The sequence below is a fragment of the Pseudomonas sp. SG20052 genome (genome assembly GCF_031766055.1).
GTDB lineage: Bacteria > Pseudomonadota > Gammaproteobacteria > Pseudomonadales > Pseudomonadaceae > Aquipseudomonas > Aquipseudomonas mandelii.
Genome location: NZ_CP134498.1, coordinates 6,725,839 through 6,752,576, shown reverse-complemented (window position 1 = coordinate 6,752,576; position 26,738 = coordinate 6,725,839). Strand labels below are relative to the sequence as shown.

Sequence of the window (26,738 nt, the reverse complement as noted above, 5' to 3'; positions counted from 1 at the left end):
GGAAAGAACCTCATTGGGATGTGAGCAAAGGTGGGCGGCGCAGCAAACCGTGCACCGGACCGAACACCACGGACAGCGCATACAAACCGCCCGCCACCAGCACGATCGCCGGGCCGCTGGGCAGCGAGTAATAGAACGACAGCAATAAGCCAAGCCATACCGAGAGGCAGCCGAGCATGGCGGCAATCGCTATCAACATGGGTAAACGGCGACTCCAGAACCGCGACGCGGCGGCCGGCAACATCATTAAACCGACCACCATCAAGGCACCGATGGCCTGGAAGCCGATCACCAGGTTCAGCACCACCAGGGTCAGGAATACGCCGTGAGCCAGCGGGCCAAGACGGCTGACGGTTTGCAGGAAAAGCGGGTCGAGGGTGTCCAGCAGCAAGGGCCGGTAGATCAGCGCCATGGCGATCAGGCTGAACCCGGAGACCCACAGCATGCCGGTCAGCGTCGGCCCATCGACCGCCAGCGCGGAGCCGAACAGCAGGTGAAGCAGGTCCAGGCGTTTGCCGGCAATGCCGAGGATCAGCACGCCACTGGCGAGGGAAATCGGATAGATCGCAGCGAGGCTCGCGTCTTCGCGCAACCCCGTTCGGCGGGTGATCCATGCGGCGAGTCCGGCCATGCTCAGGCCTGCACCAAGTCCGCCAATGGTCAGTGCCGGGAGGCTCAAACCGGCGAACCAGAAACCGAGCGCTGCACCCGGCAGGATGCCGTGAGCTACCGCGTCGCCGATCAGGCTCATCCGGCGAAGGATCAGAAACACACCCAACGGCGCGGTGCTGCAAGCCAAGACCAATCCGCCCAAGAGTGCCCGGCGCATGAATACAAACTCGTGGAACGGTTGCCAAAGCTGAGCGGCAGCGAGCATCAGGCCACCTGCACTTGCTGTGGTTGGCGGATCAGTTCGGTACTGGGTCCGAGGATGCAGCCGCTGCTTTTGATCAGCAGGCTTTGAGGAATATGTTGGCGAACGGCGGCCAGGTCATGACACACGACCACCAGGGTTCGACCTTCGGCGTGCCAGTTATGAAGGTGTTTCCAGAGCAGCGACTGGCCCAGCTCATCGAGTGCGGCGTGGGGTTCATCGAGTAACAGCAAAGGCGCTTCGGCAAGACTCAAGCGAGCGAGCAGGGCGCGCTGCAATTCGCCGCCGGAAAGGGCCATCAACGGGCGCTGCTCCAATCCCGTCAGGCACCAGTCTTCCAGCACGGCTTTGATACGTTGGTGGCGTATCTCTGGCGATTGCTTGCTGCCCCAGAAACCAGCGGCTACCAACTCCTGAAGGCTGATGGGGAATTGCCTGTCCAGGTGTTGCTGTTGAGGGAGGAAGGAAAGCGAGCCCTTGCGTGGAATAGCGAGGCTGACTTTTCCGGCCAAGGGTTTTTGCAGCCCCGCGATGACTTTCAGCAGACTGCTTTTACCCGAGCCATTGGCGCCGATCACGGCAGTCAGACTGCCTTCGGGCAATTCAAAATCCACAGGGGGCGTAAGCGGTTGACCGGGCGCCCCCCAGCGCAATGCCTGACAACGGATCATGCGGTTACCCAGTTCCATCGGCTTTCGGCAACGGCATCGTGGGCATGAAGGCTTTCGGCGTGGACGACGCGTATGTGGAAAGCGTTGATACCGGGAGAGCGTTTCAAGGCCAGATTCAATCGGCGAGCGGCGTCCTCGCAGAACATCAGGTTTTGCCCATTGGCCAGGGCGAAGGCTTGTTCATCGGCACGCTTCACCGCGGTTTGTACGGCGGTGCCGAGTGCCGCTTCGGCGTCATTGATGAGTGCAATCAGCGGCAGGTCATCCAGGTAGTCGTCCAGCCGCAGCTGTAAACGTGCGTTGCTGCGTTGGCTGTGCGGTGTCGCAACGATGCCTTTGGTAGAACCAAGCCACGCCAATACATCAGCGTGTTGCAGCGACTTGTTGGCGAAGTCGTCGACGAATTGTTGCTGAATCAACTGCCGGGCAAGTGCGGCTGAACACGGACAGGTCGAGGAGTATGGAACATCGATTTTTAGTTCCACGTGGAACATCGCGTTTTTCAAACGCGCTTCGATGCTCACTGGATAGGTTTTCCAGCCGGCCAGCGGACTGATCAACGCCGGCCTTTTGAGCAGTAAATCCGCATCAATTTTTAAGTAAGCGCCGTGGGACAGCCCTTCATGACTGTCGAGAAAACGTTGAAGAACTCGCCGCAATAGGGCGGGCGTCAGGTTTTCCTGCTCAAGTGCTTCCAGCGCTAAATACAGCCGGGACATGTGAATACCGCGCGCTTCTCCATCATCGAGGCTCACGCCGGCGTCCACCTTTGCACTAAGCCGTTGGCCATCGAACAACATAGGAAGAGCGATGCCGCACATGCCCACCCAGTCGAGTGGCAGGGCTTGGCGGGAAGCCTGCGCGGCGATATCCGGCAGAGTCAGCGCATTCATGAGCAGGTCCGTCGTAGGAGTGGGGTTCCACATGTTATGTTATTACATTGAAATCGACCATGCCTTTTTCACGAGCGGCTTCCAACATGCACAGACGTCACTTGCTCAACTGGATGCTGGCCTGCGCGGCCTTCGCGTTGCCCTTTGGTGTTTCGGCTACGCAGATTCGCAACGCGCGGCTCTGGCGATCGGATGACAAGCTGCGTCTGGTGTTCGATTTGAGCGGGCCGGTGCAGTACAAAACCTTCTCGCTAAGCACTCCCGAGCGGCTGATTGTTGACCTGCGTGGTGCCAGCCTCAGCGGCGACTTCAGCCAACTGGCGCTTGGCAATACGGTCATTCGTTCGATCCGGTCCGGGCGTTTTGGTCAGGGCGATACGCGGATCGTCCTCGACCTCAGCGGCCCGGTTCAGCTCAACAGCTTTCTGCTGCCGCCGCAGGATGGCCAAGGCGACCGGCTGGTCCTCGATCTGAAGCCATCAGCGCCGCTCAACATCGCCGAGGCGACCCAGGCGAGGGTCGACAAGGCTCACCCCAGGCGCGACATCATCGTGGTGGTCGACCCCGGTCACGGCGGCAAAGACCCCGGTGCAGTGGGCGCCAAAGGGGAGCGAGAGAAAGACGTCGTCCTGTCCATCGCCCAGCTATTGGCCAAGCGGTTGAAACGCGAGAAGGGCTTCGACGTGAAGTTGGTGCGCAACGACGACTTCTTCGTTCCGCTGCGTAAACGTGTCGAGATCGCCCGCAAGCACAACGCCGATATCTTCATCTCGGTGCATGCGGACGCGGCGCCGCGTCTCACCGCTTCAGGCGCGTCGGTGTATTGCTTGTCGGAGGGCGGCGCCACCTCGGCCACGGCGCGTTTCATGGCGCAGAGGGAGAACGGCGCGGACTTGTTGGGCGCCACCAGTCTGCTCAATCTCAAGGACAAGGACCCAATGCTCGCCGGGGTGATTCTCGACATGTCGATGAATGCCACTATCGCCGCGAGCTTGCAGCTGGGCAGCACCGTGCTCGGCAGTCTGGCGGCCATCACCTCGCTGCATCAGAAGCGTGTGGAACAAGCGGGATTCGCGGTGCTGAAGTCGCCGGACGTGCCATCGATCCTGGTGGAAACCGGCTTCATTTCCAACGCCCGCGACAGTCAGCGACTGGTAACCGCCCGCCATCAGCAGGCTGTGGCTGATGGATTATTCGAAGGATTGCAGCGCTATTTTCAGAAGAACCCGCCGCTCGACAGCTACATCGCCTGGCAACAGCAACAGAAAAAAGCGCAGGCCTAGCAGCCGCTGATCCTGCTACAGGTGAACCTGGCGCTACTGCCGCCTGAGCTGGAGAAGCGGTTGATCGTAGTCCAGCCGACTCGCCGGTTGTAACCGACCCAGGCTTCGCCGTCGGAGGCGATGCCGGTGAAAAACGTGAGCTGACCGTAACGGCTGTTGGTCTGCGCCCAATAGCGTTTGCCTACCCTTTCGAAACCGCGCAAGTAGATCGTGCTGCCAACGGTGTTGACGCTATAGGCATTGCCATCGGCATCCACGCAGGCGAGCAGATTGGCGCTTCGGGTGCATGTGGCCAGGTTCGGGATCTGAGCCCGGGCGTCTATGGCGAGCAACAGCGAAAAGGTAACCAGCGCTGATTTCAGGGCAATGCGCATGGGAATTCTCACGGCGTGGGCGGGTTTCAGCATCGTACCCTTTATCGTGAAGGGCAAGAGCAGACTGGCTTGATTGCATTGTTATACTATAACATTGAAATCAGCCCGACACTGCGATCGGGCATCTCTGTGAGGAAATCCTGATGCCCAATCGTCTCCCCGTGACCGTCCTGTCCGGCTTTCTCGGCGCCGGTAAAAGCACGCTGCTCAATTACGTGTTGCGTAATCGCGAAAACCTGCGAGTCGCGGTAATCGTCAACGATATGAGCGAGATCAACATCGATGGCAGCGAAGTCCAGCGCGATGTCAGCCTGAATCGTGCCGAAGAAAAACTCGTGGAGATGAGCAATGGCTGCATTTGCTGCACCTTGCGCGAAGACCTGCTCGAAGAAGTCAGCAAGCTCGCCAAGGAGGGGCGTTTCGATTACCTGTTGATCGAATCCACCGGCATCTCCGAGCCATTGCCCGTGGCCGAAACGTTCACTTTTCGTGATGAAGAGGGGCAGAGCCTGGCCGACATCGCGCGGCTCGACACCATGGTCACGGTGGTCGATGGCATGAACTTCCTGCTCGACTATCAGGCGGCCGAAAGCCTCGCTTCCCGTGGTGAAACATTGGGCGAGGAGGACGAGCGCTCGATCACCGACCTGCTGATCGAGCAGATCGAATTCGCCGACGTGATCCTCATCAGCAAGATCGATTTGATCAGCCGCCACGAACGTGAGGAGCTGATCGCGATTCTTGAACGCCTCAACGCTCAGGCGCACATCATCCCGATGGTCATGGGTGAAGTCCCCCTGAAGGAAATCCTCAACACCGGGCGTTTCGACTTTGAAAAGGCGGCTCAAGCGCCAGGCTGGCTGCAGGAGTTACGCGGCGAACACGTGCCGGAAACCGAGGAGTACGGCATCGCCTCGACGGCTTACCGAGCTCGCCGACCGTTTCATCCGCAACGTTTTTTCAGCTTCATCGATCGACCATGGGTGAACGGCAAACTGTTGCGCTCCAAAGGCTTTTTCTGGCTGGCCAGCAAGCATATGGACGCGGGTAGCTGGTCCCAGGCCGGCGGCTTGATGCGCCATGGTTTCGCCGGGCGCTGGTGGCGCTTCGTGCCGAAAACCCAGTGGCCGCAGGACGAAGAAAGCACGGCCGGGATCATGGAAAACTGGACGGCAGCCACCGGCGATTGCCGTCAGGAGTTGGTGTTTATCGGTCAGAACATCGACTTTGCGCAACTCACCGCCGAACTCGACAATTGCCTGCTGAGCGATGATGAAATGGCCTTGGGTATCGAAGGCTGGCGTTTGCTGTCAGATCCGTTCGGCCCTTGGGACGAAGAGGTTGCCGCCTGATGCTGGCGCCCAGTCTGAAGCTGCGGCCGGTCGTTCATCAGGTTCAAGGTGAAACGCCGCAAACCCTGACCCGAATTCTTGAAGACGGGGTAAATCTGGCGATCTGGCAGCGCCAGCTCCCGGCGCACATCAGTGATTTCGGGTGCTTGTTGCTGTCCCTGAACGAGCCACTGGCCGAGTCGCTGGTCCTGGAGTTACCCAACGAAGACACCGAGCCCGATCTGCATGAATTGGCATCCGGTTTCCGCGATCTCGAAGGCTATGCCGGTTTCATTGCCGACGTGTCCTGGCTGGTCAGCGCATTCGCTTGTCTGTTGGGCGCCAAGCGCATCGGCCTGCGCGTGCGCGTTCTGGACAAGGCCATGTGCCCGCGTTTTCACGTCGATCATGTGCCGGTGCGGTTAATCACGACGTATTCCGGAGCTGGCAGTCAGTGGCTGAAAGAAGGGGTGATGGATCGCCGGCAACTGGGCCAGCCTGGTGCCGAGCCCACGAAGCATTCGCTGATCGAGCAGATCGTCAGCGGTGAAGTGGCACTGCTGAAAGGCGAGAAATGGCACGGCAACGAAGGATTCGGTCTGATCCACCGTTCGCCGCAACTCGCATCGGGCGAACGCCGTTTGATCCTGACCCTGGATTGGCTGGCCTAAGGCTTGAGCCAGTTGCCCTGGCTCTGGCCTTCGCAAAACGGCTTCAGATACGCCGCATCGGTGGCTACGCCGTAATAGTGAATATCCTGTCGGTAAGGCATATTGGCGACTTGGGCGTTGCTGCACACGCCGAACGCGCCCGTGGGACATTGGTCGACGTATTGCACGTCGACTTTCTGCCCGGGAAGGTTCGGCTGGCAGAATCCGTCGGCGAAGAGCTTTTGCGGGATGTTGCGGTTCTGCTGGCAGACTTTCACGTCAAGTCGCTCGGCTGTGCTATGTACCACGCAAGCCTGGGCCAGCGCCTCACCGGAACAGAGCGCCAACAGCAACGACAATTCCATCAACCGCATCCATTACCTCCTCAGAAAACATCGACCATGTTGCAGAACATTCCCACTCACGTCATTGCCGGCCCATTGGGCGCGGGCAAGACCAGTTTGATCAAGCACCTGCTGGCGCAGCGGCCAGCGAGCGAGCGCTGGGCGGTACTGATCAATGAGTTCGGCCAGATCGGCCTCGATGCCGCGCTGCTGACCCGGGACGCCGATGGTATCGCACTGGGGGAAGTGGCCGGGGGCTGTTTGTGTTGCGTGAACGGTGCGCCGTTTCAGATCGGCCTCGGGCGGTTGCTGCGCAAGGCGCGGCCGGATCGGCTGTTCATCGAGCCATCAGGGTTGGGCCACCCGGCGCAGTTGCTCAAGCAATTGAGTGAAGCGCCGTGGCAAGGCGTACTGGCGGTACAACCTTGTGTACTGGTTTGGGATGCCCAGGCGCTCGCCGCTGGCAAACCATTGCCCGAGGCGCAACAGGAGGCGTTGAGCAGTGCCGGTTTGTTGGTGCTGAACAAGGCGGAAGGTCTCGACGTCAATGATCGCCAGCGAATCGCCGCGCAGCTGCCTGCTCGTCCTTTGTACTGGACGCAGCAAGCGCGCCTGCCGTTGAGCGAATTACCGGGCCTTGGCGTTCAGGCGGAGGCGGGTGTGGATAACTTTATCGTGCCCAAGGGGTTGGCGCAGATGCCGGCCATCTGGACCGATCCTGCGCTGCCGATTTGCTTGAGTCAGGCGCAGGACGGCGGCTGGAGCGTCGGTTGGCGGTGGCATCCGACTCAGACCTTCGACGCGGCTCGCGTTGGCCAGTGGCTTGAAAGCTTTGCCTGGCGGCGAGCGAAGCTGGTTATCCACAGCGTCGACGGTTGGGTATCAGCGAATGCGCTGGATAACTCGCCGTTGGAATGGCAGCCGAGCGAATGGCGCCAGGATTCGAGGATCGAATTGATTTTCGGTGAGCCGCAGGAAGTGGCTTCACTGCAAAAAGCGTTGGCCGACTGTCGGACTGGTTAAGGACGCCACTTGGTGTGCTCTTGCCGCCACTGGCTCAGCTCGATCACTTCCGCGCGAGGCTTCTCCACGTCGACCACAGCAGGCGTGTCGTCGAACGGCATTGGGTAAGGCGCCAGTTCGATCTGCGCGCTGTGGGCGCCGAATTGGGTGATGGTGCCGTTGTGGCGGGTTTCGCCGGTCACGGTGAACTCGAAGTTATACACACGAGCCAGGCGCCGCCGGTCGTTGGCGTCTTTGATGAACGCGATCTTTTTCAGCGCCACGTTACCGTCCAGCAACTCGATCCCGAGCTTGGTGCAATGCAGCTTGACCCTTTCCAGCGCGCGCTCGCGCAAGCCGTGGTTGTGCCACAGCCATGCGCCGCCAGCGGCGAGCAGCATCAGCACGAAGATATTTCCGAGGGTCAGCATCAGCAAATTGCTCCAACAAGATAGTGCCAGCTTAACTGCGTCGCCGGTCTGTCGTACAGGCCGTGTTTCGTCGCATACTGCGCGGCTCGAATTTCAATCGTTTTACGGAACTCACCGCATGAAACGTACGCCCCATCTGCTCGCCATCCAGTCCCACGTGGTGTTCGGCCACGCTGGCAACAGCGCCGCGGTTTTCCCGATGCAGCGGGTCGGGGTGAATGTCTGGCCACTCAACACCGTGCAGTTCTCCAACCACACGCAATACGGCCAGTGGACCGGTGAGGTGCTGGCACCGCACCAGATCCCCGATCTGGTTGAAGGGATCGCGGCGATTGGCGAGCTGGGCAATTGCGATGCGGTGCTGTCCGGTTACCTCGGCAGTGCGGCTCAGGGCCGGGCGATCCTGACGGGTGTGGCGCGGATCAAGTCGATGAACCCCAAGGCGCTGTATTTGTGCGACCCGGTAATGGGCCATCCGGAGAAGGGCTGCAGCGTGCCGGCCGAAGTCAGCGATTTCCTGCTGGAAGAGGCGGCTTCGGTGGCGGACTTCATGTGCCCGAACCAATTGGAGCTGGACAGTTTCTCGGGGCGCAAGCCGCAGTCGCTGTTCGATTGCCTGGCGATGGCACGCGCACTGCTGGCGCGCGGACCGAAGGCGGTGTTGGTCAAACATCTGGACTATCCCGGCAAGCCGGCGGATGGCTTCGAGATGTTGTTGGTAACGGCGGAAGGCAGCTGGCACCTGCGTCGTCCGCTGCTGGCGTTTCCGCGTCAGCCGGTGGGTGTTGGCGACCTGACGTCGGGGCTGTTCCTGGCGCGTGTGCTGTTAGGCGACAGCCTGTTGGCGGCCTTCGAGTTCACGGCGGCGGCGGTGCATGAAGTGCTGCTGGAAACTCAGGCGTGTGCCAGCTATGAGCTGGAACTGGTGCGGGCGCAGGACCGGATTGCGCATCCGCGGGTGAAGTTCGAAGCTACCGCGATCAGTCTTTAAAAGCTTCGCGGGCAAGACTTGCCCGCGAAAGCGATCTAAACCCCGAACACGTCAGGCATCGCCCTTGATTTCCTGATACCGCTTTTCCAGTTCCTGACGAATCTGCCGGCGTTGCTGAGCCTGCATGAAGCGGCGCTTGTCTTCGCTGTTCTGCGGTTGCAGCGGCGGTACGGCAGCCGGTTTGCGGTCGTCATCCACTGCCACCATGGTGAAGAAGCAGCTGTTTGTGTGGCGCACCGAGCGCTCACGGATGTTTTCGGTCACCACCTTGATGCCCACTTCCATGGAAGTGTTGCCGGTGTAATTGACCGAGGCCAGGAAGGTCACCAGTTCGCCGACATGAATCGGCTCGCGGAAAATCACCTGGTCCACCGACAAGGTCACCACGTAGCGGCCGGCGTAACGGCTGGCGCAGGCGTAGGCCACTTCGTCGAGGTATTTGAGCAGGGTACCGCCGTGAACATTGCCAGAGAAGTTGGCCATGTCAGGGGTCATCAATACCGTCATCGACAGCTGGGCGTTTCCGGGTTCCATAGCGTTCTCACGGGTCAAGGCAGAATGGCGGAAGGGCGGCACCTCTGCGGGTGCCTGGTCGGTTTTTTCAAACCACAGTTATCGGGACGCCGGGCGGCTGCTCGCCGTCACGCCGGATCGATCTGTTTCCATATATTGCACCGCCTTTCTGGCGGAAGTCGCGGTGTTAACCTCCGGACGTCCACCTCAAGGAGCCCGACACCATGCATGCCATCAGTTTTATTCAGGATCTGGCAGTGATCATGTTGGTCGCCGGGGTGGTGACGGTGCTGTTCCACCGCTTCAAACAGCCGGTGGTACTGGGTTATATCGTCGCCGGCTTCATCATCGGTCCGCACACGCCGCCGTTCGGCCTGATCCACGACGAAGAAACCATCAAGACCCTCGCGGAACTCGGGGTGATTTTCCTGATGTTCTGCCTGGGCCTGGAGTTCAGCCTGCGCAAGCTGTTCAAGGTCGGTGCCACGGCATTCATCGCGGCGTTCCTCGAAATCGTGCTGATGATCTGGATCGGCTACGAAATCGGCCAATGGTTTGACTGGAACACCATGGATTCGCTGTTCCTCGGCGCGATCCTGGCGATTTCCTCGACCACCATCATCGTCAAGGCGCTCAACGACCTGAAGATGAAGAACGAGCGCTTTGCCCAGCTGATCTTCGGTGTGCTGATTGTCGAGGACATCCTCGGTATCGGCATCATTGCCTTGCTGTCGAGCATCGCGGTCAGCGGCACGGTCAGTTCCGGCGAAGTGTTTTCCACGGTGGGCAAGCTCTCGCTGTTCATGATCGTGGCACTGGTCATTGGCATCTTGCTGGTGCCGCGATTACTGGCCTATGTGGCGAAGTTCGAAAGCAATGAAATGCTGCTGATCACTGTGCTGGGCCTGTGTTTCGGCTTCTGCCTGCTGGTGGTCAAGCTTGAATACAGCATGGTCCTGGGCGCGTTCCTGATTGGGGCGATCATGGCCGAGTCACGGCAATTGCTGAAGATCGAGCGCTTGATCGAGCCGGTTCGCGACCTGTTCAGTGCAATCTTCTTTGTGGCGATCGGGTTGATGCTCGATCCGATGATCCTGCTGCAATACGCCTGGCCAATCGCAGTGATTACCGTGGCCGTTGTGCTCGGCAAAATGCTTTCCTGCGGCCTCGGGGCCTTTATCGCCGGCAATGACGGACGCACCTCACTGCGCGTGGGGATGGGGCTTTCGCAGATTGGCGAATTCTCCTTCATCATCGCTGCGCTGGGCATGACGCTGCAGGTCACCAGCAACTTCCTCTACCCGGTCGCCGTGGCAGTCTCGGTGATTACCACGTTGCTGACGCCGTATCTGATCCGCGCGGCTGATCCTCTGTCGATCAAGCTTGCCGCGGTGATGCCGCAGCGGCTGGCGCGAGTGTTGGGGATGTACGGCGAGTGGCTGCGCAGCATTCAGCCACAGGGCGAGGGCGCGCTGCTGGCGTCGATGATCCGGCGGATTCTGTTGCAGGTCGGGGTCAATCTGGCGCTGGTGATTGCGATCTTTTTTTCCGGCGCGTATTTCGCCGAACGCATGTCCGTGTACCTGCAAGCGTGGATCAGCGATCCGAGCTGGCAGAAAGCGTTGATCTGGGGCGGGGCGTTGCTGTTGTCGCTGCCGTTTCTGATCGCCGCTTATCGTAAGCTCAAGGCGCTGTCGATGCTGTTGGCGGAGATGGGCGTGAAGCCGGAGATGGCAGGGCGCCACACGCAGCGAGTGCGCCGGGTGATCGCCGAAGTGATCCCGATCCTCTCGCTGCTGGTGATCTTCCTGCTGCTGGCAGCCTTGTCGGCCAGTATTTTGCCGACCAACAAGTTGCTGGTACTGATCGTCGTGGTGGCCGCCGGGGTGGCAGCACTGCTCTGGCGCTGGTTTATCCGCGTGCACACGCGGATGCAGGTGGCGTTGCTCGAAACACTGGACAACCACAAGGAGTCGTCCGGGCATTGACCACGCGGCGCGTCAGACGACTCAGCTTTCCAGCCAGACGTCCCGCGCCCAGTGCCACACCGATTCCCAGGTTTCTTCGGCGACCAGCTCTTCTTCGGCCAACCACAGCACCACGGTGCCGTCTTCTTCGACCAAGTAGTAATTGTCGCCGTCCTGGCAGATCGGGATCATGCTGCGATCAACACCCGCATCCCAGGCGTTGGCAGCAACGTCTGGCAGGTAGGTGTGGGATTGCGGGTCGGTGACGGTCACCGGCTCCAGGCTGCCGTAGACAACGTCGCTGACAGTCAGCAAAAACTCTCTGAAGACGAAGGGAATATCGATGAACAGTTGTTCCTCGATTTCCACGATCTGGTCTTCGTCAGGCAACTCCAAGGGGACCGGTACCGGTTCGTTGGCTTCACGCAGTTGTTCGATGATTTCTTCCACGTCCGGGATCCTCTTGCTTGATGGCGCGGTTCAGTTGGGGCGGTTTATACAGTAGCTCGCTACAGATGCAACTGCGAAATAGAAAACCCCGGCCGAGGCCGGGGTTTCTATTACAGCATGCGTAACGCGGAGGGGATCAGCCGTTCTGGCGGATACCGGCCACCAGCCAAGGCTGGTTTTCGCCCTGCGGACGTTCCATGTTCCAGCTTTCGCTGAACACTTCGCCCTGGTCGAAACGCGAAGTCTTCGACACACCGGTAAAGGTCAGGGTGGCGATGGTCTTGTCGGCACGATCATCCACGCCGTCCAGTTGAACATTGAGGTTATCAATGTAGGTGGACTGGAAACCTTCGCCGAGGTCGGCACGTTCACGCTTCAGGAACTCCAGCAATTGCGGGGTCACGAACTCGGCGATCTTGTCCATTTCGTTGGAGTCCCAGTGTTGCTGCAGGGACTGGAAGTGGTTGCGGGCCGCTTCAATGAAGTTCTGTTCATTGAACCAGGCTGGCGCGTTGATTACCGGACGAGCGGCAGCAGGTGCCGCCGAGCCGCCGAAGATCGAACCCATGCCGGCTGGCTTCTGCTCGAACACTTCACGTTGCATCGGTGCGCCAGCTGGAGCCAGGTGCTCCTGTTGCTTGCGACGACGAGCGGCGATGAAGCGGAAGATCAGGAACGCAATGACAGCCATGATCAGGATGTCGAAGATCTGCATGCCCTGGAAGCCGTCGCCCATGAACATGGAGGCCAGCAGGCCACCGGCAGCGATGCCGGCCAGAGGGCCGAGCCAGCGCGAAGCTCCGCCGGCCTTGGCGGCAGCGCCAGCGGCACCGGCCGCGCCCGCAGTGGCGGCAGCACCACCGGCGGCAGAAGAAGGAGCCATTTGGCTGGTCTGGTGAGTCGGCGCAGCGCCGGAGCTCTTGCCGCCACCAAAGCGCTTGGCGTTGGCGTCGAGGCTCATCGTCAGGCCGATGCACAACGCCATGGCGATGCTAAGAAAACGTTTCATAAAGGGAATTCCCATTTGTGGATGGCACGCGCGCCATGTTGCACAGCTGAAGTGTTACTGGCTAGCGGCAGAGTGTTTCTGGCTTTTGCCTGACAGGTTGCGTTCAGCTTCGGTCAGCGCAATAGGGCCTGTTAACTTTGGTCTGTAGGACGAGGAGATAAGTTCTGTAGGAATGCCCGTAGCGGGTGCGGCGCAGATAGATCGTTCCCACGCTCTGGGTGGTAATGCCGCCATGGACGCTCTGCGTCCACTGTGACGCGGAGCGTCACGGGATGCATTCCCACGCCGAGCGTGGGAACGATCATGGGCGCCTAAATAGCTTCCAGCTTGGCGTAACCGAGCATCAGCCACTTGCTGCCTTCGCTGAAGTTCACCTGCACCCGGGCCTGGGCTCCGGCGCCCTCAAAGTTGAGGATCACGCCGTCGCCAAACACCGAATGCCGCACGGCCTGACCGAGGCTGAACCCGGTGTCCGGAATCTCGCTGCCGCCAAACAGGCTGCTGGAGCTCTGTTGCTGACCACCACCGAACGGACGGCTGACGCTGTTGGACAGCCGCACCTCCTGGATCAGGCCTTTTGGCACTTCGCGCACGAAACGCGACACCTTGTTGTAGGTCTCGCTGCCGTACAGGCGTCGGGTTTCCGCGTAGGTCATCACCAGGTTCTGCATCGCCCGTGTAATGCCGACGTAAGCCAGACGGCGCTCCTCTTCAAGACGCCCCGGCTCTTCCAGGCTCATCTTGTGCGGGAACAGGCCTTCTTCCATGCCCACGAGGAACACGTAAGGGAATTCCAGGCCCTTGGCGCTGTGCAAGGTCATCAGCTGAATGCTGTCTTCGTGCTCGTCGGCCTGGGTATCACCGGCCTCCAGCGACGCGTGGCCGAGGAACGCCGCCAATGGCGTCAGGTCTTCATCTTCTTCAGCGTTTTCGAAGTTGCGCGCGGCGCTGACCAGTTCCTCAAGGTTCTCTACCCGGGCCTGGCCTTTCTCGCCTTTTTCCGCTTCGTGGTAGGCAATCAGCCCCGACTGTTCGATAACCGTCTGGGTCATCAGGTGCAGCGGCATTTCCATGCACTTGGCGGCAAGGTTCTCGATCAGCTCGATAAATGCGCCGAGCGCGCCAGCGGCACGCCCGGTCAGGCCTTTATTGGCGACCAGCAAGCGCATGGCTTCCCACATCGATACGTCACTGTGGCGCGCATGGTCGCGAATCGCTTCAACGGTTTTCTCGCCGATGCCACGGGCCGGAACGTTGATGACCCGCTCCAGCGCCGCATCGTTGCCGCGACCTTCCAGCAAACGCAGGTAGGCCATGGCGTTCTTGATTTCGGCGCGCTCGAAGAAGCGCTGCCCACCATAGATGCGGTACGGAATGCGCTCGCGCAGTAACGCTTCTTCCAAAACGCGCGATTGGGCGTTGGAGCGGTACAAAATCGCGATATCGCTACGGGCCAAGCCGGTTTTCAGCGCGCTTTCGATGGTTTCCACCACGTAGCGTGCTTCGTCGTGCTCGTTGAACGCGGCGTACAGATTGATCGCTTCGCCTTCGCCGCCATCGGTCCACAGTTCTTTACCCATGCGCCCGGTGTTGTTGGCGATCAGGGCGTTGGCAGCCTTGAGAATCCCGGCGGTGGAGCGGTAGTTTTGCTCCAGACGAATGGTCTCGGCATCCGGGAAATCGTCGGAATACTGATAAATGTTCTCGATTTTCGCGCCGCGCCAGCCGTAGATCGACTGATCGTCGTCGCCCACCACCATCAAACTGTCGCCGCCCTTGGCCAGCAGACGCAACCAGGCGTACTGAACGGCGTTGGTGTCCTGGAACTCGTCCACCAGAATGTGCCGGAAGCGCTTCTGGTAATGGGCCAGCAGGCCCGGGTGATCGCGCCACAGGTCGAGGGCACGCAGCAGCAATTCGGAGAAGTCGATAACACCGGCGCGCAGGCAAGCGGCCTCGTAGGCCTCATAAATGCTGCGCATGGTCGCCAGGAACAGGTCGCCGCTGGCTTGAATGTGTTGTGGGCGCAGACCTTCGTCTTTCTGCCCGTTGATAAACCACTGAGCCTGGCGGGCCGGCCAGCGTTGCTCGTCCAGCCCCAGCTCGCGGATCACCCGCTTGACCAGCCGTTGCTGGTCGTCGCTGTCGAGAATCTGGAAGGTCTGGCTCAGGCCGGCTTCCTGCCAGTGCGCCCGCAGCAAGCGGTGCGCCAGGCCGTGGAAGGTGCCGACCCACATGCCGGCCGGGTTGATACCCATCAGCTGCTCGATGCGATGACGCATCTCGGCAGCGGCCTTATTGGTGAAGGTCACCGACAGGATCGAGTGGGGCGAGGCGTTCTCGACCTGGATCAACCAGGCGATACGGTGCACTAGCACTCGGGTTTTACCGGAACCAGCACCGGCCAGGACCAACTGACGACCCACGGAGGCAGCTACGGCCTGGCGTTGGGCATCGTTGAGGGAGTTCAGCAGAAGGGAGAGATCATCGCGCATCGGGGCATTCTAGGGTGCGCCGTCACACCGGGCAAACCGAGCTTTGCATTAGCCGATGAAAGAAGCACGAATGACGACCGGTCAGTCACTGGCTGCAAGCGTTGGCGGGGCTCGCTCCAAGGGTTTTCAGGCGGCGGCGGGGGGCTGAAATTTTGTCGATTTTATGATCCGGGGCAGTTTGGTAAGGGCATCGGCTTGTGTATGCTCCGTCCACGTTTCGGGCTCATGCTCACCATTATAAGAACAAGAACATTGCCTATGACCCTCAGCTCCGACCTGTCGGGCCCTTCTGTGGAGCCCCGGGTTATCCGCAAACAGTACGCCATGGAAATGGCGGTCGAGCGCACGCGCCTGCTCTACCAGGGCTCGCTGCTGCCTACGCTGTTCATGCTGATCAACGGGCTGGTCTGTGCCGCACTGCTCTGGAGTCCGCAGCGCTACTTCATCGTCAGTGTCTGGCTGATCTGGCTTCTATCGCTGGTGGCCCTGCGGGTGATTCAAGTCGCGGCCTTCGATTCGGCCATTCCCAATCGCCAGGCCCATCCGGTCTGGCGTCGCATGTTCCTGCTGGGCTCCGCCATGACAGGCCTGACCCTGGCCGGTGCCGGCATCGCTCTGGTTCCCGCTGATAATTTCATGCAGCAAGCCTGGGTATTCGGCCTGATCGGCGCCGCCGCCCTGTCGGCCAGCGTTGCGTATGCGGTCAGCCTGCCGGCATTCCTGTCCTTTACCTTGCCCTGCCTGTTGCCGGCCATCGCCTATCTCTTCTGGGGTGGAGATGAACAAGGCCAGGGTTGGGGCTGGTTCGGGCTGATTTTATTGGGCGCGTTGAGCGTGGTGGCCTGGCAGGTGAACAGGTTGATCGACAGCGGCTTGCTACGGCGCTTTCAGAATCAGGCCCTGATCGAGCATCTGCAGCAGGCGCAGAGCTGCGGCGACCAGCTCAATCACGAGTTGGCCAAAGAGATTGATCATCGCCGGTGCGCCGAAGACAAGTTGCGCGAAGCCCAGGTCGAGCTGGAAAACCGGGTCGCCCAGCGCAGCCTCGAACTGGACGCGGCCAACCAGGCCCTGAGCAAGAGCGAAGCGCGACTGGCGCTGGCGTTGAAGGCCAGTGAACTCGGGCTGTGGGACTGGAACCTGCAAACTGACGAAGTCCATCACACCCAACTTCAAGAGTTGTTCGGCCTGGAACCGGAATTCGTCACCGCGATGCTCAGCCACCTCAAGCCTCGCCTTCACCCCGAAGACTTGCCGTCGCTGCGTCGTGCCCTGGTCGAGCATTTGAAAGGCCGCAGCGAGGATTACCAGATCGAATACCGGGTGCGGCACGGCGACGGTCACTGGGTCTGGATCGAGGACCGTGGACGAGCGGTCGAGCGCAGCGAAAATGGTCGGGTGATCCGCATGGTCGGCACCCGCCGCGACATCAGCGCGAGCAAGGGCCAGGAAGAACAGCGCCAACTGGCGGCGACGGTGTTTGAGGCGGCCAGCGAAGGCATCGTGATTTTCGACCCCAATTACGCGCTGATCGCGGTCAATCAGGCTTTCAGCCGGGTCACCGGCTACGACATCGACGACATGATCGGGCGCAACGTCGTCGAGTTGCCGTGCAGCCGCGATGCGCGCAGGCACTACGGCGCGATCCATCATGCGCTGGAACAGCACGGCACGTGGCAGGGCGAGCTGGTGGAAACCCGCAAAAACGGCGAGCTCTATCCACAGTGGCTGCAACTCAACGCTGTTCGGGATGCTCGGGGAAAGGTGAGCCATATCGTCGGCTTCTTCGCCGATCTATCCGCTCGACGGGAATCCGAAGAGCGCATGCGCTATCTGACCCATTACGATGAACTCACGGGCCTGGCCAACCGTTCGCTGTTCCGCGAACGGCTGCGCGAGGCTCATCAGCGGGTGCGTCAGGGGGGGCGTCGCAGCCTGGCACTGCTGCATATCAACCTGGATCGTTTCAAGCTGCTCAATGACAGCCTTGGCCATGAAGTCGCTGACCAGTTGCTGCAGAAAATGGCCCGGCGGCTGGTCAACGCATTGCCCGAGGCGGACACCATCGCGCGGCTTTCCGGTGACGAATTTGCGGTGATATTCGATGCCTACGGCAACCTGTCGAGCCTGGCGCGCGTGGCGACCCGGTTGTCGACCAAACTGCGTTTGCCGATCACCGTCGATGGCCATGAACTGGTGGTCAGCGCCTCGATGGGCATCAGCATGTTGCCGGACACCGCCAGAGAAATTTCCGCGCTGGTCAGCCAGTCGAACATTGCCATGCAGCACGCCAAACACTTGGGCGGCAACAACTTCCAGTTCTATACCGAGAGCTTGCAAGCCAGCACCCTTGAGCGATTGCAGCTTGAAAATCAGCTGCGCAAAGCGATCGAAGAGAAGCAGCTGCAAGTCTATTACCAGCCGAAACTATGCCTCGCCACCGGGCGCCTGAACGCTGCCGAAGCGTTGGTGCGCTGGGATCATCCGACCATGGGGCGTGTGCCGCCCGCTGAATTTATCGGTCTGGCGGAGGAAACCGGGCTGATCGGTCCGATCGGCGAGTTCGTGTTGCGCCAAGCCTGTTGGCAGGCCTGCGAATGGCAACGGCAGGGGCTTGAGCCGATTCGCGTGTCGGTCAATTTGTCGGTGCATCAATTGCGCCAGGGCAAGTTGGTCAGCCTGGTGCGGCAGGTACTGGAAGAAACCGGCCTGGCGCCGCACTACCTGGAGCTCGAACTCACCGAAAGCCAGCTACTGGACAGCGTCGAGCACATCATCGCGACGTTCCAGCAGCTGCGGGATCTGGGCGTGAAACTGGCGATCGACGATTTCGGCACGGGCTATTCGTCCCTGAGTTATCTCAAGCGCATTCCCGTGGATTACGTGAAGATCGATCAGGCGTTTATCCGCGGTCTGGGGCAGGGCAGCGAGGACGCAGCGATCACCCGGGCGATCATCGCCATGGCGCATGGCTTGTCGCTGAAAGTGGTGGCTGAAGGTGTGGAGCGCGCAGAGCAGCTGGAATTCTTGAAAGCCGAGCGCTGCGATGAAGTGCAGGGTTACCTGATCAGCCGTCCAGTCGAGGCCGATGACCTGGCGGCGCTTTTAGGTGAGGACGCAAAACCCTTGTAAGTGCTACATCAAGCGTATGTGGCGTGGAATGGGGACATCGAGTTACGCATTGAGCAGGCAAAAAGCCGATTCATGTAGTATAACTACAAGCTTGCTACATCCCCGGCCCCTGCCAATAACAAAGAGTCCAGACCTTTGAATCTGCTGCAACACATCGCCCAGTCACGCCACCTCTTACGCAAGTCGGAGCTCAAGGTCGCCGACCACGTGCTGCTTGATCCGGCGGCGGTGATGCACAGCTCCATGGCCGACCTGGCCCATAGCGTGGGCATCAGTGAGCCGACCATCGTGCGCTTCTGCCGCGCCATCGGTTGTTCCGGTTTCCAGGACTTGAAACTCAAGCTCGCGCAGAGCCTTGCGGCAGGTGCGAGTTTTGGTCAGTTTGCGATCCATGAAGACGATTCGGTCGCGGACTACAGCCTGAAAATCTTCGACACCACCCTGCACACCTTGATGGAGGTTCGCGAGAAGCTCGATCCGGTGGAATTGCAGAGGGCTGTGTCGCTGATGTCCCAGGCCCAACGCGTCGAGTTCTACGGCTTTGGCGCGTCGGGCGCGGTGGCGGCGGATGCCCAGCACAAATTCTTCCGTTTGCTGCTGACTGCGGCGGCGTATTCCGATCCGCACATGCAGGCGATGTCTGCGGTCACCTTGAAACCGACCGATGTGGCGATCTGTATTTCCCAGTCCGGGCGCTCCAAGGATTTGTTGATCACCGCTAACCTGGTGCGCGAGAGCGGCGCCTCGTTGATCACGTTGTGCCCGAGCCAGACGCCGTTGGCCGAGCTGTCGACCGTCAACCTGGCGATTGATGTGCATGAAGACACTGAAATCTACACGCCGCTGACCTCGCGTATCGCTCACCTGGTGGTGATCGACGTATTGGCGATGGGCGTGGCCATGGCGCGCGGGCCGAGCCTGGTCAACCACCTCAAAAGCGTCAAACGCAGTCTGCGCAGCTTGCGGCTGTCGCCCAAATCAGTGAAAGCCCTCGACGACTGATAATGGCTGGAATTGTGGCGAGGGAGCTTGCTCCCGCTGGGCTGCGGAGCGGCCCCAAACCATTCACAGCGATGTTCTGACCAATCGCATCAGGCTCATTACTACGGCTGTGCAGCCGGGCGGGAGCAAGCTCCCTCGCCACAGGTTCGCGGTCAGTCTGCGAGTTTCATCGTTCTGTAACCCACCCGCCGCCAAACCGTCATCCCTCGCGCCTATCTTGAAACTCCCGTAATCGCCTTGGGAGACTCGAAATGGCCCAGCCCTACGAAGAACGCAACAGCGCCGTCAAAACCCGTCGCCAGCAAGAAGACCAGCGCCGCATGGAATTTCGCCGCGCCATCGAAGATCGCTGCGAGCGCCGCCAGTTGCTGGCCGAGATCGGCGATTTTTCTGATCTGGAACTCAACTACTGGCAGGCAGCTCCCGCAACTTCCCGTCGAAACGCTCAACCAGGGCGCTGATCTGCACCCGTTCGCTGCGGATAAACGCAAGGAATGCGTGGGCCACCGGCGACAGCCGTTTGGCCTTGGCCTGCACCAGGCACCAGCTGCGGTACAGCGGCAGTTCTTCGACCGGTAACTCGATCAATCCGCCGGTCGCCAACTCAAGGTTCAGGGCGTGGCGCGTCAACAGCGCGACGCCCAGACCCGCCAGCACACATTCACGCTGGGCTTCGGCCGATGAGACCTCCTGCGTCTGGTTGAAGTGCACGCGCTTCTCTTTGAAATACTCTTCGCACGCCATACGCGTTCCAGAGCCGGGCTCGCGCAGCAGCAGGGTGTAAGGCTCGAGGTCTTGCAGGCGCAGCGGCCCCATGTGACACAGCGGATGGTCCGGTGGCGCAACGGCCACGATCGGGTTGTTGAGGAACGGCAGAAACTCCAGCCCCATGTCCTGCGGCACCATGGACATGATCACCAGGTCGTCGCGGTTATCAGACAACCGACGGATCACCTGCCCTCGGTTGACCACCGTCAGTTGCAGATTCACTTCCGGATGCTGACGCTTGAACGCAGCAAACAAGTGCGGGACGAAATACTTGGCGCTGGATTCCACCGCCAGTTTCAGCTGTCCCTGCAACGATCCCTGCATGTCCGACAGCTGCATATCGAGGTTTTCCAGGCGCCCGAAAATGTCTCGACTGGCACGCTGTAGTGCTTCGGCGGCTTCCGTCATGTAGAGTTTTTTGCCGACGTAATCGAACAAAGGCTGACCAATCAGCTCCTCAAGCTGACGAATCTGCAAGCTGACGGCCGGTTGGGTGAGGGACATTTCATCGGCTGCCCGGCTGTACGACCTCAAATCACAGACCTCATTGAAGATCTGCAATTGACGCAATGTCATACGCATCAATGACTTACGCATTTTATAAGCACTCTCGCCACAAGCTGATGGATCAACTATAAGTCTTTACTTATGGCTAACCCAATTATTAATCATTTTTGTTAATCCCTTGTGGGGGCTAGTGTGGGGCTGCGACTAAGTCGAAACATTTAGTCACGCGTCGACCTGGTCTAGCAGGTCGTGGGTACCACCGGCTCAAGGGAACCTCCAAGTGATAAAAAAGATCCTGATCGCCAACCGTGGTGAGATTGCCGTACGAATCGTGCGTGCCTGCGCCGAGATGGGCATTCGCTCGGTCGCGATCTATTCCGACGCCGACCGCCATGCCTTGCATGTGAAGCGTGCGGATGAGGCCCACAGCATCGGTGCCGAGCCATTGGCCGGTTACCTGAATGCACGCAAGCTGGTGAATCTGGCGGTCGAAACCGGTTGTGATGCCTTGCATCCCGGCTATGGTTTCCTGTCGGAAAACGCTGAGCTGGCGGACATTTGCGCCGAGCGCGGCATCAAGTTCATCGGTCCATCGGCTGAAGTGATTCGCCGCATGGGCGACAAAACCGAAGCCCGTCGCAGCATGATCAAGGCAGGCGTACCCGTCACCCCGGGGACCGAAGGCAACGTTGCGGACATCGCCGAAGCCTTGGTCGAAGGTGACCGCATCGGTTATCCGGTCATGCTCAAGGCCACGTCCGGTGGTGGTGGCCGGGGTATTCGTCGTTGCGACAGCCGTGAAGAACTCGAACAAGCCTTCCCGCGCGTCATTTCCGAAGCCACCAAGGCCTTCGGTTCGGCGGAAGTGTTCCTGGAAAAATGCATCGTCAACCCGAAACACATCGAAGCGCAGATCCTCGGCGACAGCTTTGGCAACGTGGTGCACCTGTTCGAGCGTGATTGCTCGATCCAGCGCCGTAACCAGAAGCTCATCGAAATCGCGCCAAGCCCGCAACTGACCCCGGAACAGCGCGCCTACATCGGCGACCTGTCTGTGCGCGCAGCCAAGGCCGTGGGCTACGAGAACGCCGGCACCGTGGAGTTCCTGCTCGCCGAGGGCGAGGTGTACTTCATGGAGATGAACACCCGGGTGCAGGTGGAACACACCATCACCGAAGAAATCACCGGGATCGACATCGTCCGTGAGCAGATCCGCATTGCGTCCGGCCTGCCGCTGTCGGTGAAACAGGAAGACATCCAGCACCGCGGTTTCGCGCTGCAATTCCGGATCAACGCCGAAGACCCGAAAAACAACTTCCTGCCGAGCTTCGGCAAGATCACCCGTTACTACGCGCCCGGCGGCCCCGGCGTGCGCACCGACACGGCCATCTACACCGGCTACACCATTCCGCCGTTCTACGACTCCATGTGCCTGAAACTGGTGGTGTGGGCGCTGACTTGGGAAGAAGCAATGGACCGTGGCTTGCGCGCCCTCGACGACATGCGTCTGCAAGGGGTCAAGACCACTGCCGCGTACTACCAGGAAATCCTGCGTAACCCTGAATTCCGTAGCGGCCAGTTCAATACCAGCTTCGTTGATAGCCACCCTGAACTGACCAACTACTCGATCAAGCGCAAACCCGAAGAGCTGGCCCTGGCCATCGCCGCCGCCATCGCCGCCCACGCAGGCCTGTGAGGAATATAAGAATGAGCAAGAAGATCTTTGTAACCGACACCATCCTGCGCGACGCCCACCAATCGCTGCTCGCCACCCGCATGCGCACCGAAGACATGCTGCCGATCTGCGACAAGCTCGACAAAGTCGGCTACTGGTCGCTGGAATGCTGGGGCGGCGCGACTTTCGACGCTTGCGTACGCTTCCTCAAAGAAGACCCGTGGGAGCGTCTGCGCCAACTGCGCGCCGCGCTGCCTAACACGCGCCTGCAAATGCTCCTGCGTGGCCAGAACCTGCTGGGCTACCGCCATTACAGCGACGATGTGGTCAGGGCTTTCGTCGCCAAGGCCGCGGTCAACGGCATCGACGTATTCCGCATCTTCGATGCCATGAACGATGTGCGTAACCTGCGCGTCGCCATCGAAGCCGTAAAAGCGGCCGGCAAACATGCCCAAGGCACCATCGCGTACACCACCAGCCCGGTGCACACCATTGACGCGTTCGTGGCTCAAGCCAAGCAAATGGAAGCCATGGGTTGCGACTCGGTGGCGATCAAGGACATGGCCGGTTTGCTGACGCCATACGCCACCGGCGAACTGGTCAAGGCGTTGAAATCCGAGCAATCGCTGCCGGTGTTCATCCACTCCCACGACACCGCTGGCCTGGCCACGATGTGCCAACTCAAGGCCATCGAAAACGGTGCCGACCACATCGACACCGCGATCTCCAGCTTCGCCTCGGGCACCAGCCACCCAGGCACCGAGTCGATGGTCGCCGCCCTTAAAGGCAGCGAGTTCGACACCGGTTTGAACCTGGAGCTGCTGCAAGAGATCGGTCTGTATTTCTACGCCGTGCGCAAGAAATACCACCAGTTCGAAAGCGAGTTCACCGCAGTCGATACCCGTGTGCAAGTCAACCAGGTACCGGGCGGGATGATCTCCAACCTGGCCAACCAGCTGAAAGAGCAGGGGGCCCTGAACCGCATGGCCGAGGTGCTGGCCGAAATCCCGCGAGTTCGTGAAGACCTTGGTTTCCCGCCGCTGGTGACCCCGACCTCGCAAATCGTTGGCACCCAGGCGTTCTTCAACGTGCTGGCCGGCGAGCGCTACAAGACCATCACCAACGAAGTGAAGCTCTACCTGCAAGGCGGCTACGGCAAGGCGCCGGGCACTGTGAACGAGAAACTGCGTCGTCAGGCGATTGGTAGCGAAGACGTGATCGACGTGCGTCCGGCCGATTTGCTGAAGCCGGAAATGACCAAGCTGCGTGCCGAGATCGGTGCCGTGGCCAAGTCTGAAGAAGACGTGCTGACTTACGCCATGTTCCCGGACATCGGCCGCAAATTCCTTGAAGAACGCGCGGCCGGCACCCTGACGCCAGAAGTGCTGCTGCCGATTCCTGAAGCGGGCGGTGTGACCTCGGCCGGTGGTGAAGGCGTGCCGACCGAGTTCGTCATCGACGTCCACGGCGAAACCTACCGCGTCGACATTACCGGTGTTGGCGTCAAGGCTGAAGGCAAGCGTCACTTCTATCTGTCGATCGACGGCATGCCGGAAGAAGTGGTGTTCGAACCGCTCAACGAATTCGTCAGCGGCGGCAACAGCAAGCGCAAGCAAGCCACAGCTCCGGGCCACGTCAGCACCACCATGCCGGGCAACATCGTCGACGTGCTGGTCAAGGAAGGCGATACCGTGAAAGCCGGCCAGGCCGTGCTGATCACCGAAGCGATGAAGATGGAAACCGAAGTCCAGGCGGCCATCGCCGGTAAAGTCACCGCCATCCATGTGGCGAAGGGCGACCGGGTGAACCCGGGCGAAATCCTGATCGAGATCGAAGGCTGAGTTAACAGCCTCGATACACCATTTTAAACCTCGGGGGGGCATGTGCTCCCCTTTTTTTTTGCCCGCAGTTTCGCGTTTGAAAATTTGAGAGCGAGCCTGCTCGCTCCCACTGGGACTGCGGTGAATCAATGGTTGATCAGAACGCCATCCGCCACTGTCCCATTACGCCGTGATTGCGGCTGTCAGTGCCAATCTCGCCGTTAAGGCCGACCCCCAACGTATGTTTCGCTGACAAGCCAAGGTCCAGACCTGTATCAACCAGCAAGCTGTCACGGTCCAGCGGCGCACCGGAAACGGTGAAGTTCTTTCCGCCCGTTGCCAGTCGCTGACGGGTGTCGATGTCGATATCCCCGTAGGTGTGTTTCCAGCCGGCACTGAACCTCGGGGTCAGTTGCATGCCGTTATCCAGGGTGTTGATCTTCGCCAGTCGCAGGCCGAACGTGCTGTTGAGGTTGTTCTGGGTCTGGCCGTGGACTTTCAACGCTGCCGCGCCACCTTTTTCCGTGTAACCGTCGCGCTGATAGCGTTGGTAGCCAAGGCTGGCAAAGGGTTCGATGCTGACATTGGCTCGACCCAGGTTGTAACCCACTTCCGCGAAGGCCTGCTGGGTGCTGGCAGCATAACGGCCTTCGGGGCGGTCGCTGAAACCGTTGAAGGCAACCCGACGTTTAGTGCCGGCGTCGTGATTGCTGTAGGTCGCGCCCAGGCGCAGCGACATGGGGCCGCTCTGGCGCAGGGCATAGGCGCCCAAGTGCCAGCTGTCGAGATCGCCGTCTAGTTCGCGGCTGTCCAGGCGAGTCTCAGACTTGCCGCCCATCACACCGACACGCCATTCCTCATCGACACCCCAATCTGCGCCCAGAACGAGGCCTTTGGTCGACGTTTGCAGAGCGTAGTGGTCGCGATCCAGCGTTCCACCGTGTCCCAAGGCTTGCAGCCAGACCCTGCCGTTTTCCGGGCTGCCGGCGGCGAGTCGTGGCGAGTTGGAACGGTTGCCGCGTGGGTTGTACGCGCTGGCGCGGTCCAGTTGGCGCATGGTCGAGAGCAAGGAGGCGCTGACGGGGCTGTCGCTGTTGAGGGTTGCCTTGGCGAGGTTGGCATTGCTGTCACCGGCCAGTTGCTCAAGAGCGTAGGTGGCGGTGGATTTGTCGGTGGTGAGCAGGGCGGTGACGGCCGCATTGGACTCACTTGTTTTAGCCGTCGGCTCGGCCACGCTTTGGCCAAATGCTCGAGCATTGTCGTCTGCGGCGAAATCCTCTATCGGTACTTCATTGCGAGCGTAGTTGAGCACCACATCAGTCTTGGAGTAAGACAGCTTCGGCGTCATGTACGCCAGATTGCTCGTGACGCTACCGAATGTACCTTCCACCAGGCCGGCTTTAAGCACTGTGTAATCACTGCTGTCGGGATAGTTGCCCGGCAGTGCAGCAACCTCCAGTGAGGCATTTTCAAGCGCTGCAATACCTTCGACGATGATGGTGGGAGGCTTGCCGGTAGCCGTTACGCCGTAGGAGAGCGTGGCACCCTCTGTGAATATCAGGTCTCCTTTGATGCGTGGAGCGCCAAGCCGCTCGTTGACCTGCAATGTACCGTCTACATAAAGATTGCGAACTTCACCTTGGCCACCGTAGCGACCCCCTTCGCGAACAATGGCATCACCCGCGATGCTGCCCATGTTGAACAGCGTTGCGCCGTCCAATACCTCGGCTCCGCGGTCGAAGTCGTCTTTACCCGTCAAAGACCAAGCGCCTTGCGCGACTCGCAACCCGGAAAAGTGACTGGTTTTGTCGAGTACGCCGCCCTCGGGGGAGTCGAGCAGTATTGCGTTTTTCCCGCCACCGCCCTGAATTTCTCCTGCAAAGCTGACTCCGCTACCGATGATAAGAAGGTCATCTCCCATCCCCAGTGCCAGTGAGACGCCGTCGATGCTTTCGTACCGCCCTGCTGCAGTGGTGCGCTTGACGCCATCGGCATTTGAGAATTCGTCGAACGTCATCGGTAAATCGTTATCTACCGTTTCGAACGGGACATCATTGTTCCCGGGTAACTCGTAAAGAGGCTCCGCTGGATCGATGGGTTCCGCGGTAGCCGCCACAGGTGGAGCAGGATTCGCTGGCACCTCAGCCGAAACCGGGCCGGGTTCACCTTCCGGTGTTGCGGGCGATGGTGGTGGGAGCGAATCGTCGGCAGTTTCGGGAAAGTCGTAAAGATGCGCTGCGAGATCTACAGGTTCCGGGGCAGCCGAATCAGTTGGCGGCTGAATTACCGGTTCTTGTGGCTTTAGTGAAGCGGGTTTGACGGCATGCTGCATCGGACCAATGAAGTTCCTGATCGCCAAAAGATCATCACTTTTTCGCCAAGCGGTTGTTCGAGCTTTTTTGTCGGGCGCTTCGACAGCCGCATCAATCTCTGGTTGCTGAGCCATCGATACATCGATGCAGCCAAGGGAGAGGGCGATCGCCAGGGCGAGTCGATGCGGGCGATAAGTGGACGGCGTGGGCATTGAATTTGACCTTGTTTTTGAGAAGGTCAAAC

Annotated in this window: 23 protein-coding genes; 11 read left to right on the top strand and 12 right to left on the bottom strand. The window is 60.1% G+C overall.

Going from position 1 to position 26,738, the window contains the following annotated elements; translation table 11 throughout:
* Positions 1-10 precede the first annotated feature (10 nt).
* The 3 genes from RHP74_RS31025 to folE2 are packed head-to-tail and all read right to left on the bottom strand — an operon-like array spanning position 11 to position 2,438.
* Positions 11-877 (bottom strand): metal ABC transporter permease, encoded by an 867-nt coding sequence (locus RHP74_RS31025; RefSeq protein WP_311096986.1) that lies wholly within the window; start codon positions 875-877, stop codon positions 11-13.
* Positions 877-1,545: a metal ABC transporter ATP-binding protein gene (locus tag RHP74_RS31020; RefSeq protein WP_083375422.1), complete on the bottom strand. Its 669-nt coding sequence runs from the start codon at positions 1,543-1,545 to the stop codon at positions 877-879. Before RHP74_RS31020 ends, RHP74_RS31025 begins: the two co-directional genes overlap by 1 nt.
* Positions 1,542-2,438, bottom strand: coding sequence for a GTP cyclohydrolase FolE2 (folE2, locus tag RHP74_RS31015; RefSeq protein WP_311096983.1), 897 nt, complete (start codon positions 2,436-2,438; stop codon positions 1,542-1,544). Before folE2 ends, RHP74_RS31020 begins: the two co-directional genes overlap by 4 nt.
* 86 nt (positions 2,439-2,524) lie before the next feature.
* Between folE2 and RHP74_RS31010 the strand changes: the two genes are divergently transcribed.
* Positions 2,525-3,721: an N-acetylmuramoyl-L-alanine amidase gene (locus RHP74_RS31010; RefSeq protein WP_311096981.1), complete on the top strand. Its 1,197-nt coding sequence runs from the start codon at positions 2,525-2,527 to the stop codon at positions 3,719-3,721.
* On the opposite strand, the gene RHP74_RS31005 is transcribed toward RHP74_RS31010, so the two are convergent.
* Positions 3,718-4,095 (bottom strand): hypothetical protein, encoded by a 378-nt coding sequence (locus RHP74_RS31005; RefSeq protein WP_010465388.1) that lies wholly within the window; start codon positions 4,093-4,095, stop codon positions 3,718-3,720. The genes RHP74_RS31010 and RHP74_RS31005 overlap by 4 nt on opposite strands.
* A 143-nt stretch (positions 4,096-4,238) precedes the next feature.
* Between RHP74_RS31005 and zigA the strand changes: the two genes are divergently transcribed.
* On the top strand, positions 4,239-5,447 hold the full coding sequence (gene zigA, locus RHP74_RS31000; protein ID WP_154502311.1) for a zinc metallochaperone GTPase ZigA: 1,209 nt from the start codon (positions 4,239-4,241) through the stop codon (positions 5,445-5,447).
* Positions 5,447-6,097, top strand: coding sequence for a DUF1826 domain-containing protein (locus RHP74_RS30995; protein ID WP_145306485.1), 651 nt, complete (start codon positions 5,447-5,449; stop codon positions 6,095-6,097). Before zigA ends, RHP74_RS30995 begins: the two co-directional genes overlap by 1 nt.
* On the opposite strand, the gene RHP74_RS30990 is transcribed toward RHP74_RS30995, so the two are convergent.
* Positions 6,094-6,450 carry a hypothetical protein gene (locus RHP74_RS30990; protein ID WP_010465385.1) on the bottom strand — a complete coding sequence of 119 codons (357 nt, stop codon included), beginning with the start codon at positions 6,448-6,450 and terminating at the stop codon, positions 6,094-6,096. The genes RHP74_RS30995 and RHP74_RS30990 overlap by 4 nt on opposite strands.
* 27 nt (positions 6,451-6,477) lie before the next feature.
* On the opposite strand from RHP74_RS30990, the gene RHP74_RS30985 reads away from it, so the two are divergent.
* Complete coding sequence (locus RHP74_RS30985; protein ID WP_311096978.1) at positions 6,478-7,443, top strand: CobW-like GTP-binding protein; 966 nt, start codon at positions 6,478-6,480, stop codon at positions 7,441-7,443.
* Here RHP74_RS30985 and RHP74_RS30980 read toward each other — a convergent pair.
* Positions 7,440-7,853 (bottom strand): DUF3301 domain-containing protein, encoded by a 414-nt coding sequence (locus RHP74_RS30980; RefSeq protein WP_311096977.1) that lies wholly within the window; start codon positions 7,851-7,853, stop codon positions 7,440-7,442. The two genes, RHP74_RS30985 and RHP74_RS30980, sit on opposite strands and share 4 nt — an antisense overlap.
* 118 nt (positions 7,854-7,971) lie before the next feature.
* Here RHP74_RS30980 and pdxY point away from each other — a divergent pair, with 118 nt between their 5' ends.
* The gene (pdxY, locus tag RHP74_RS30975) at positions 7,972-8,844 is read left to right on the top strand and encodes a pyridoxal kinase PdxY (protein ID WP_010465382.1); all 873 of its coding nucleotides are present in this window, start codon (positions 7,972-7,974) and stop codon (positions 8,842-8,844) included.
* Between the two features lie 51 nt (positions 8,845-8,895).
* On the opposite strand, the gene RHP74_RS30970 is transcribed toward pdxY, so the two are convergent.
* Positions 8,896-9,378 (bottom strand): acyl-CoA thioesterase, encoded by a 483-nt coding sequence (locus RHP74_RS30970; RefSeq protein WP_010465381.1) that lies wholly within the window; start codon positions 9,376-9,378, stop codon positions 8,896-8,898.
* Positions 9,379-9,581: 203 nt separating this feature from the next.
* Here RHP74_RS30970 and RHP74_RS30965 point away from each other — a divergent pair, with 203 nt between their 5' ends.
* A complete protein-coding gene (locus RHP74_RS30965; RefSeq protein WP_010465380.1) occupies positions 9,582-11,345 on the top strand; it encodes a cation:proton antiporter in 1,764 nt (587 codons plus the stop codon).
* Between the two features lie 21 nt (positions 11,346-11,366).
* On the opposite strand, the gene RHP74_RS30960 is transcribed toward RHP74_RS30965, so the two are convergent.
* The 3 genes from RHP74_RS30960 to uvrD form a co-directional block, all read right to left on the bottom strand.
* A complete protein-coding gene (locus tag RHP74_RS30960) occupies positions 11,367-11,774 on the bottom strand; it encodes an SMI1/KNR4 family protein (protein ID WP_010465379.1) in 408 nt (135 codons plus the stop codon).
* A 136-nt stretch (positions 11,775-11,910) separates the two neighbouring features.
* Positions 11,911-12,783, bottom strand: a complete 873-nt coding sequence (locus tag RHP74_RS30955; protein ID WP_010465378.1) for a Tim44 domain-containing protein — start codon at positions 12,781-12,783, stop codon at positions 11,911-11,913.
* 311 nt (positions 12,784-13,094) lie between these two features.
* Positions 13,095-15,278: a DNA helicase II gene (uvrD, locus tag RHP74_RS30950; protein WP_010465377.1), complete on the bottom strand. Its 2,184-nt coding sequence runs from the start codon at positions 15,276-15,278 to the stop codon at positions 13,095-13,097.
* A gap of 258 nt (positions 15,279-15,536) precedes the next feature.
* Here uvrD and RHP74_RS30945 point away from each other — a divergent pair, with 258 nt between their 5' ends.
* The 3 genes from RHP74_RS30945 (at position 15,537) to RHP74_RS30935 (ending at position 19,873) form a co-directional block, all read left to right on the top strand.
* The gene (locus RHP74_RS30945) at positions 15,537-18,410 is read left to right on the top strand and encodes an EAL domain-containing protein (protein ID WP_010465376.1); all 2,874 of its coding nucleotides are present in this window, start codon (positions 15,537-15,539) and stop codon (positions 18,408-18,410) included.
* Positions 18,411-18,545: 135 nt separating this feature from the next.
* Positions 18,546-19,412, top strand: coding sequence for a transcriptional regulator HexR (gene hexR / locus RHP74_RS30940; RefSeq protein ID WP_008027445.1), 867 nt, complete (start codon positions 18,546-18,548; stop codon positions 19,410-19,412).
* Between the two features lie 251 nt (positions 19,413-19,663).
* The gene (locus RHP74_RS30935; protein ID WP_010465375.1) at positions 19,664-19,873 is read left to right on the top strand and encodes a PA3496 family putative envelope integrity protein; all 210 of its coding nucleotides are present in this window, start codon (positions 19,664-19,666) and stop codon (positions 19,871-19,873) included.
* Here the strand turns inward: RHP74_RS30935 and RHP74_RS30930 are convergent.
* Positions 19,815-20,777, bottom strand: a complete 963-nt coding sequence (locus RHP74_RS30930; RefSeq protein ID WP_010465374.1) for a LysR family transcriptional regulator — start codon at positions 20,775-20,777, stop codon at positions 19,815-19,817. The genes RHP74_RS30935 and RHP74_RS30930 overlap by 59 nt on opposite strands.
* A 190-nt stretch (positions 20,778-20,967) precedes the next feature.
* Here RHP74_RS30930 and RHP74_RS30925 point away from each other — a divergent pair, with 190 nt between their 5' ends.
* Together RHP74_RS30925 and oadA are read left to right on the top strand one after the other, a co-directional pair.
* Positions 20,968-22,383, top strand: a complete 1,416-nt coding sequence (locus tag RHP74_RS30925; protein WP_010465373.1) for an acetyl-CoA carboxylase biotin carboxylase subunit — start codon at positions 20,968-20,970, stop codon at positions 22,381-22,383.
* An 11-nt stretch (positions 22,384-22,394) separates the two neighbouring features.
* A complete protein-coding gene (gene oadA / locus RHP74_RS30920; RefSeq protein ID WP_010465372.1) occupies positions 22,395-24,203 on the top strand; it encodes a sodium-extruding oxaloacetate decarboxylase subunit alpha in 1,809 nt (602 codons plus the stop codon).
* Between the two features lie 136 nt (positions 24,204-24,339).
* On the opposite strand, the gene RHP74_RS30915 is transcribed toward oadA, so the two are convergent.
* A complete protein-coding gene (locus tag RHP74_RS30915; RefSeq protein WP_311096967.1) occupies positions 24,340-26,706 on the bottom strand; it encodes an autotransporter domain-containing protein in 2,367 nt (788 codons plus the stop codon).
* Positions 26,707-26,738: the final 32 nt, after the last annotated feature.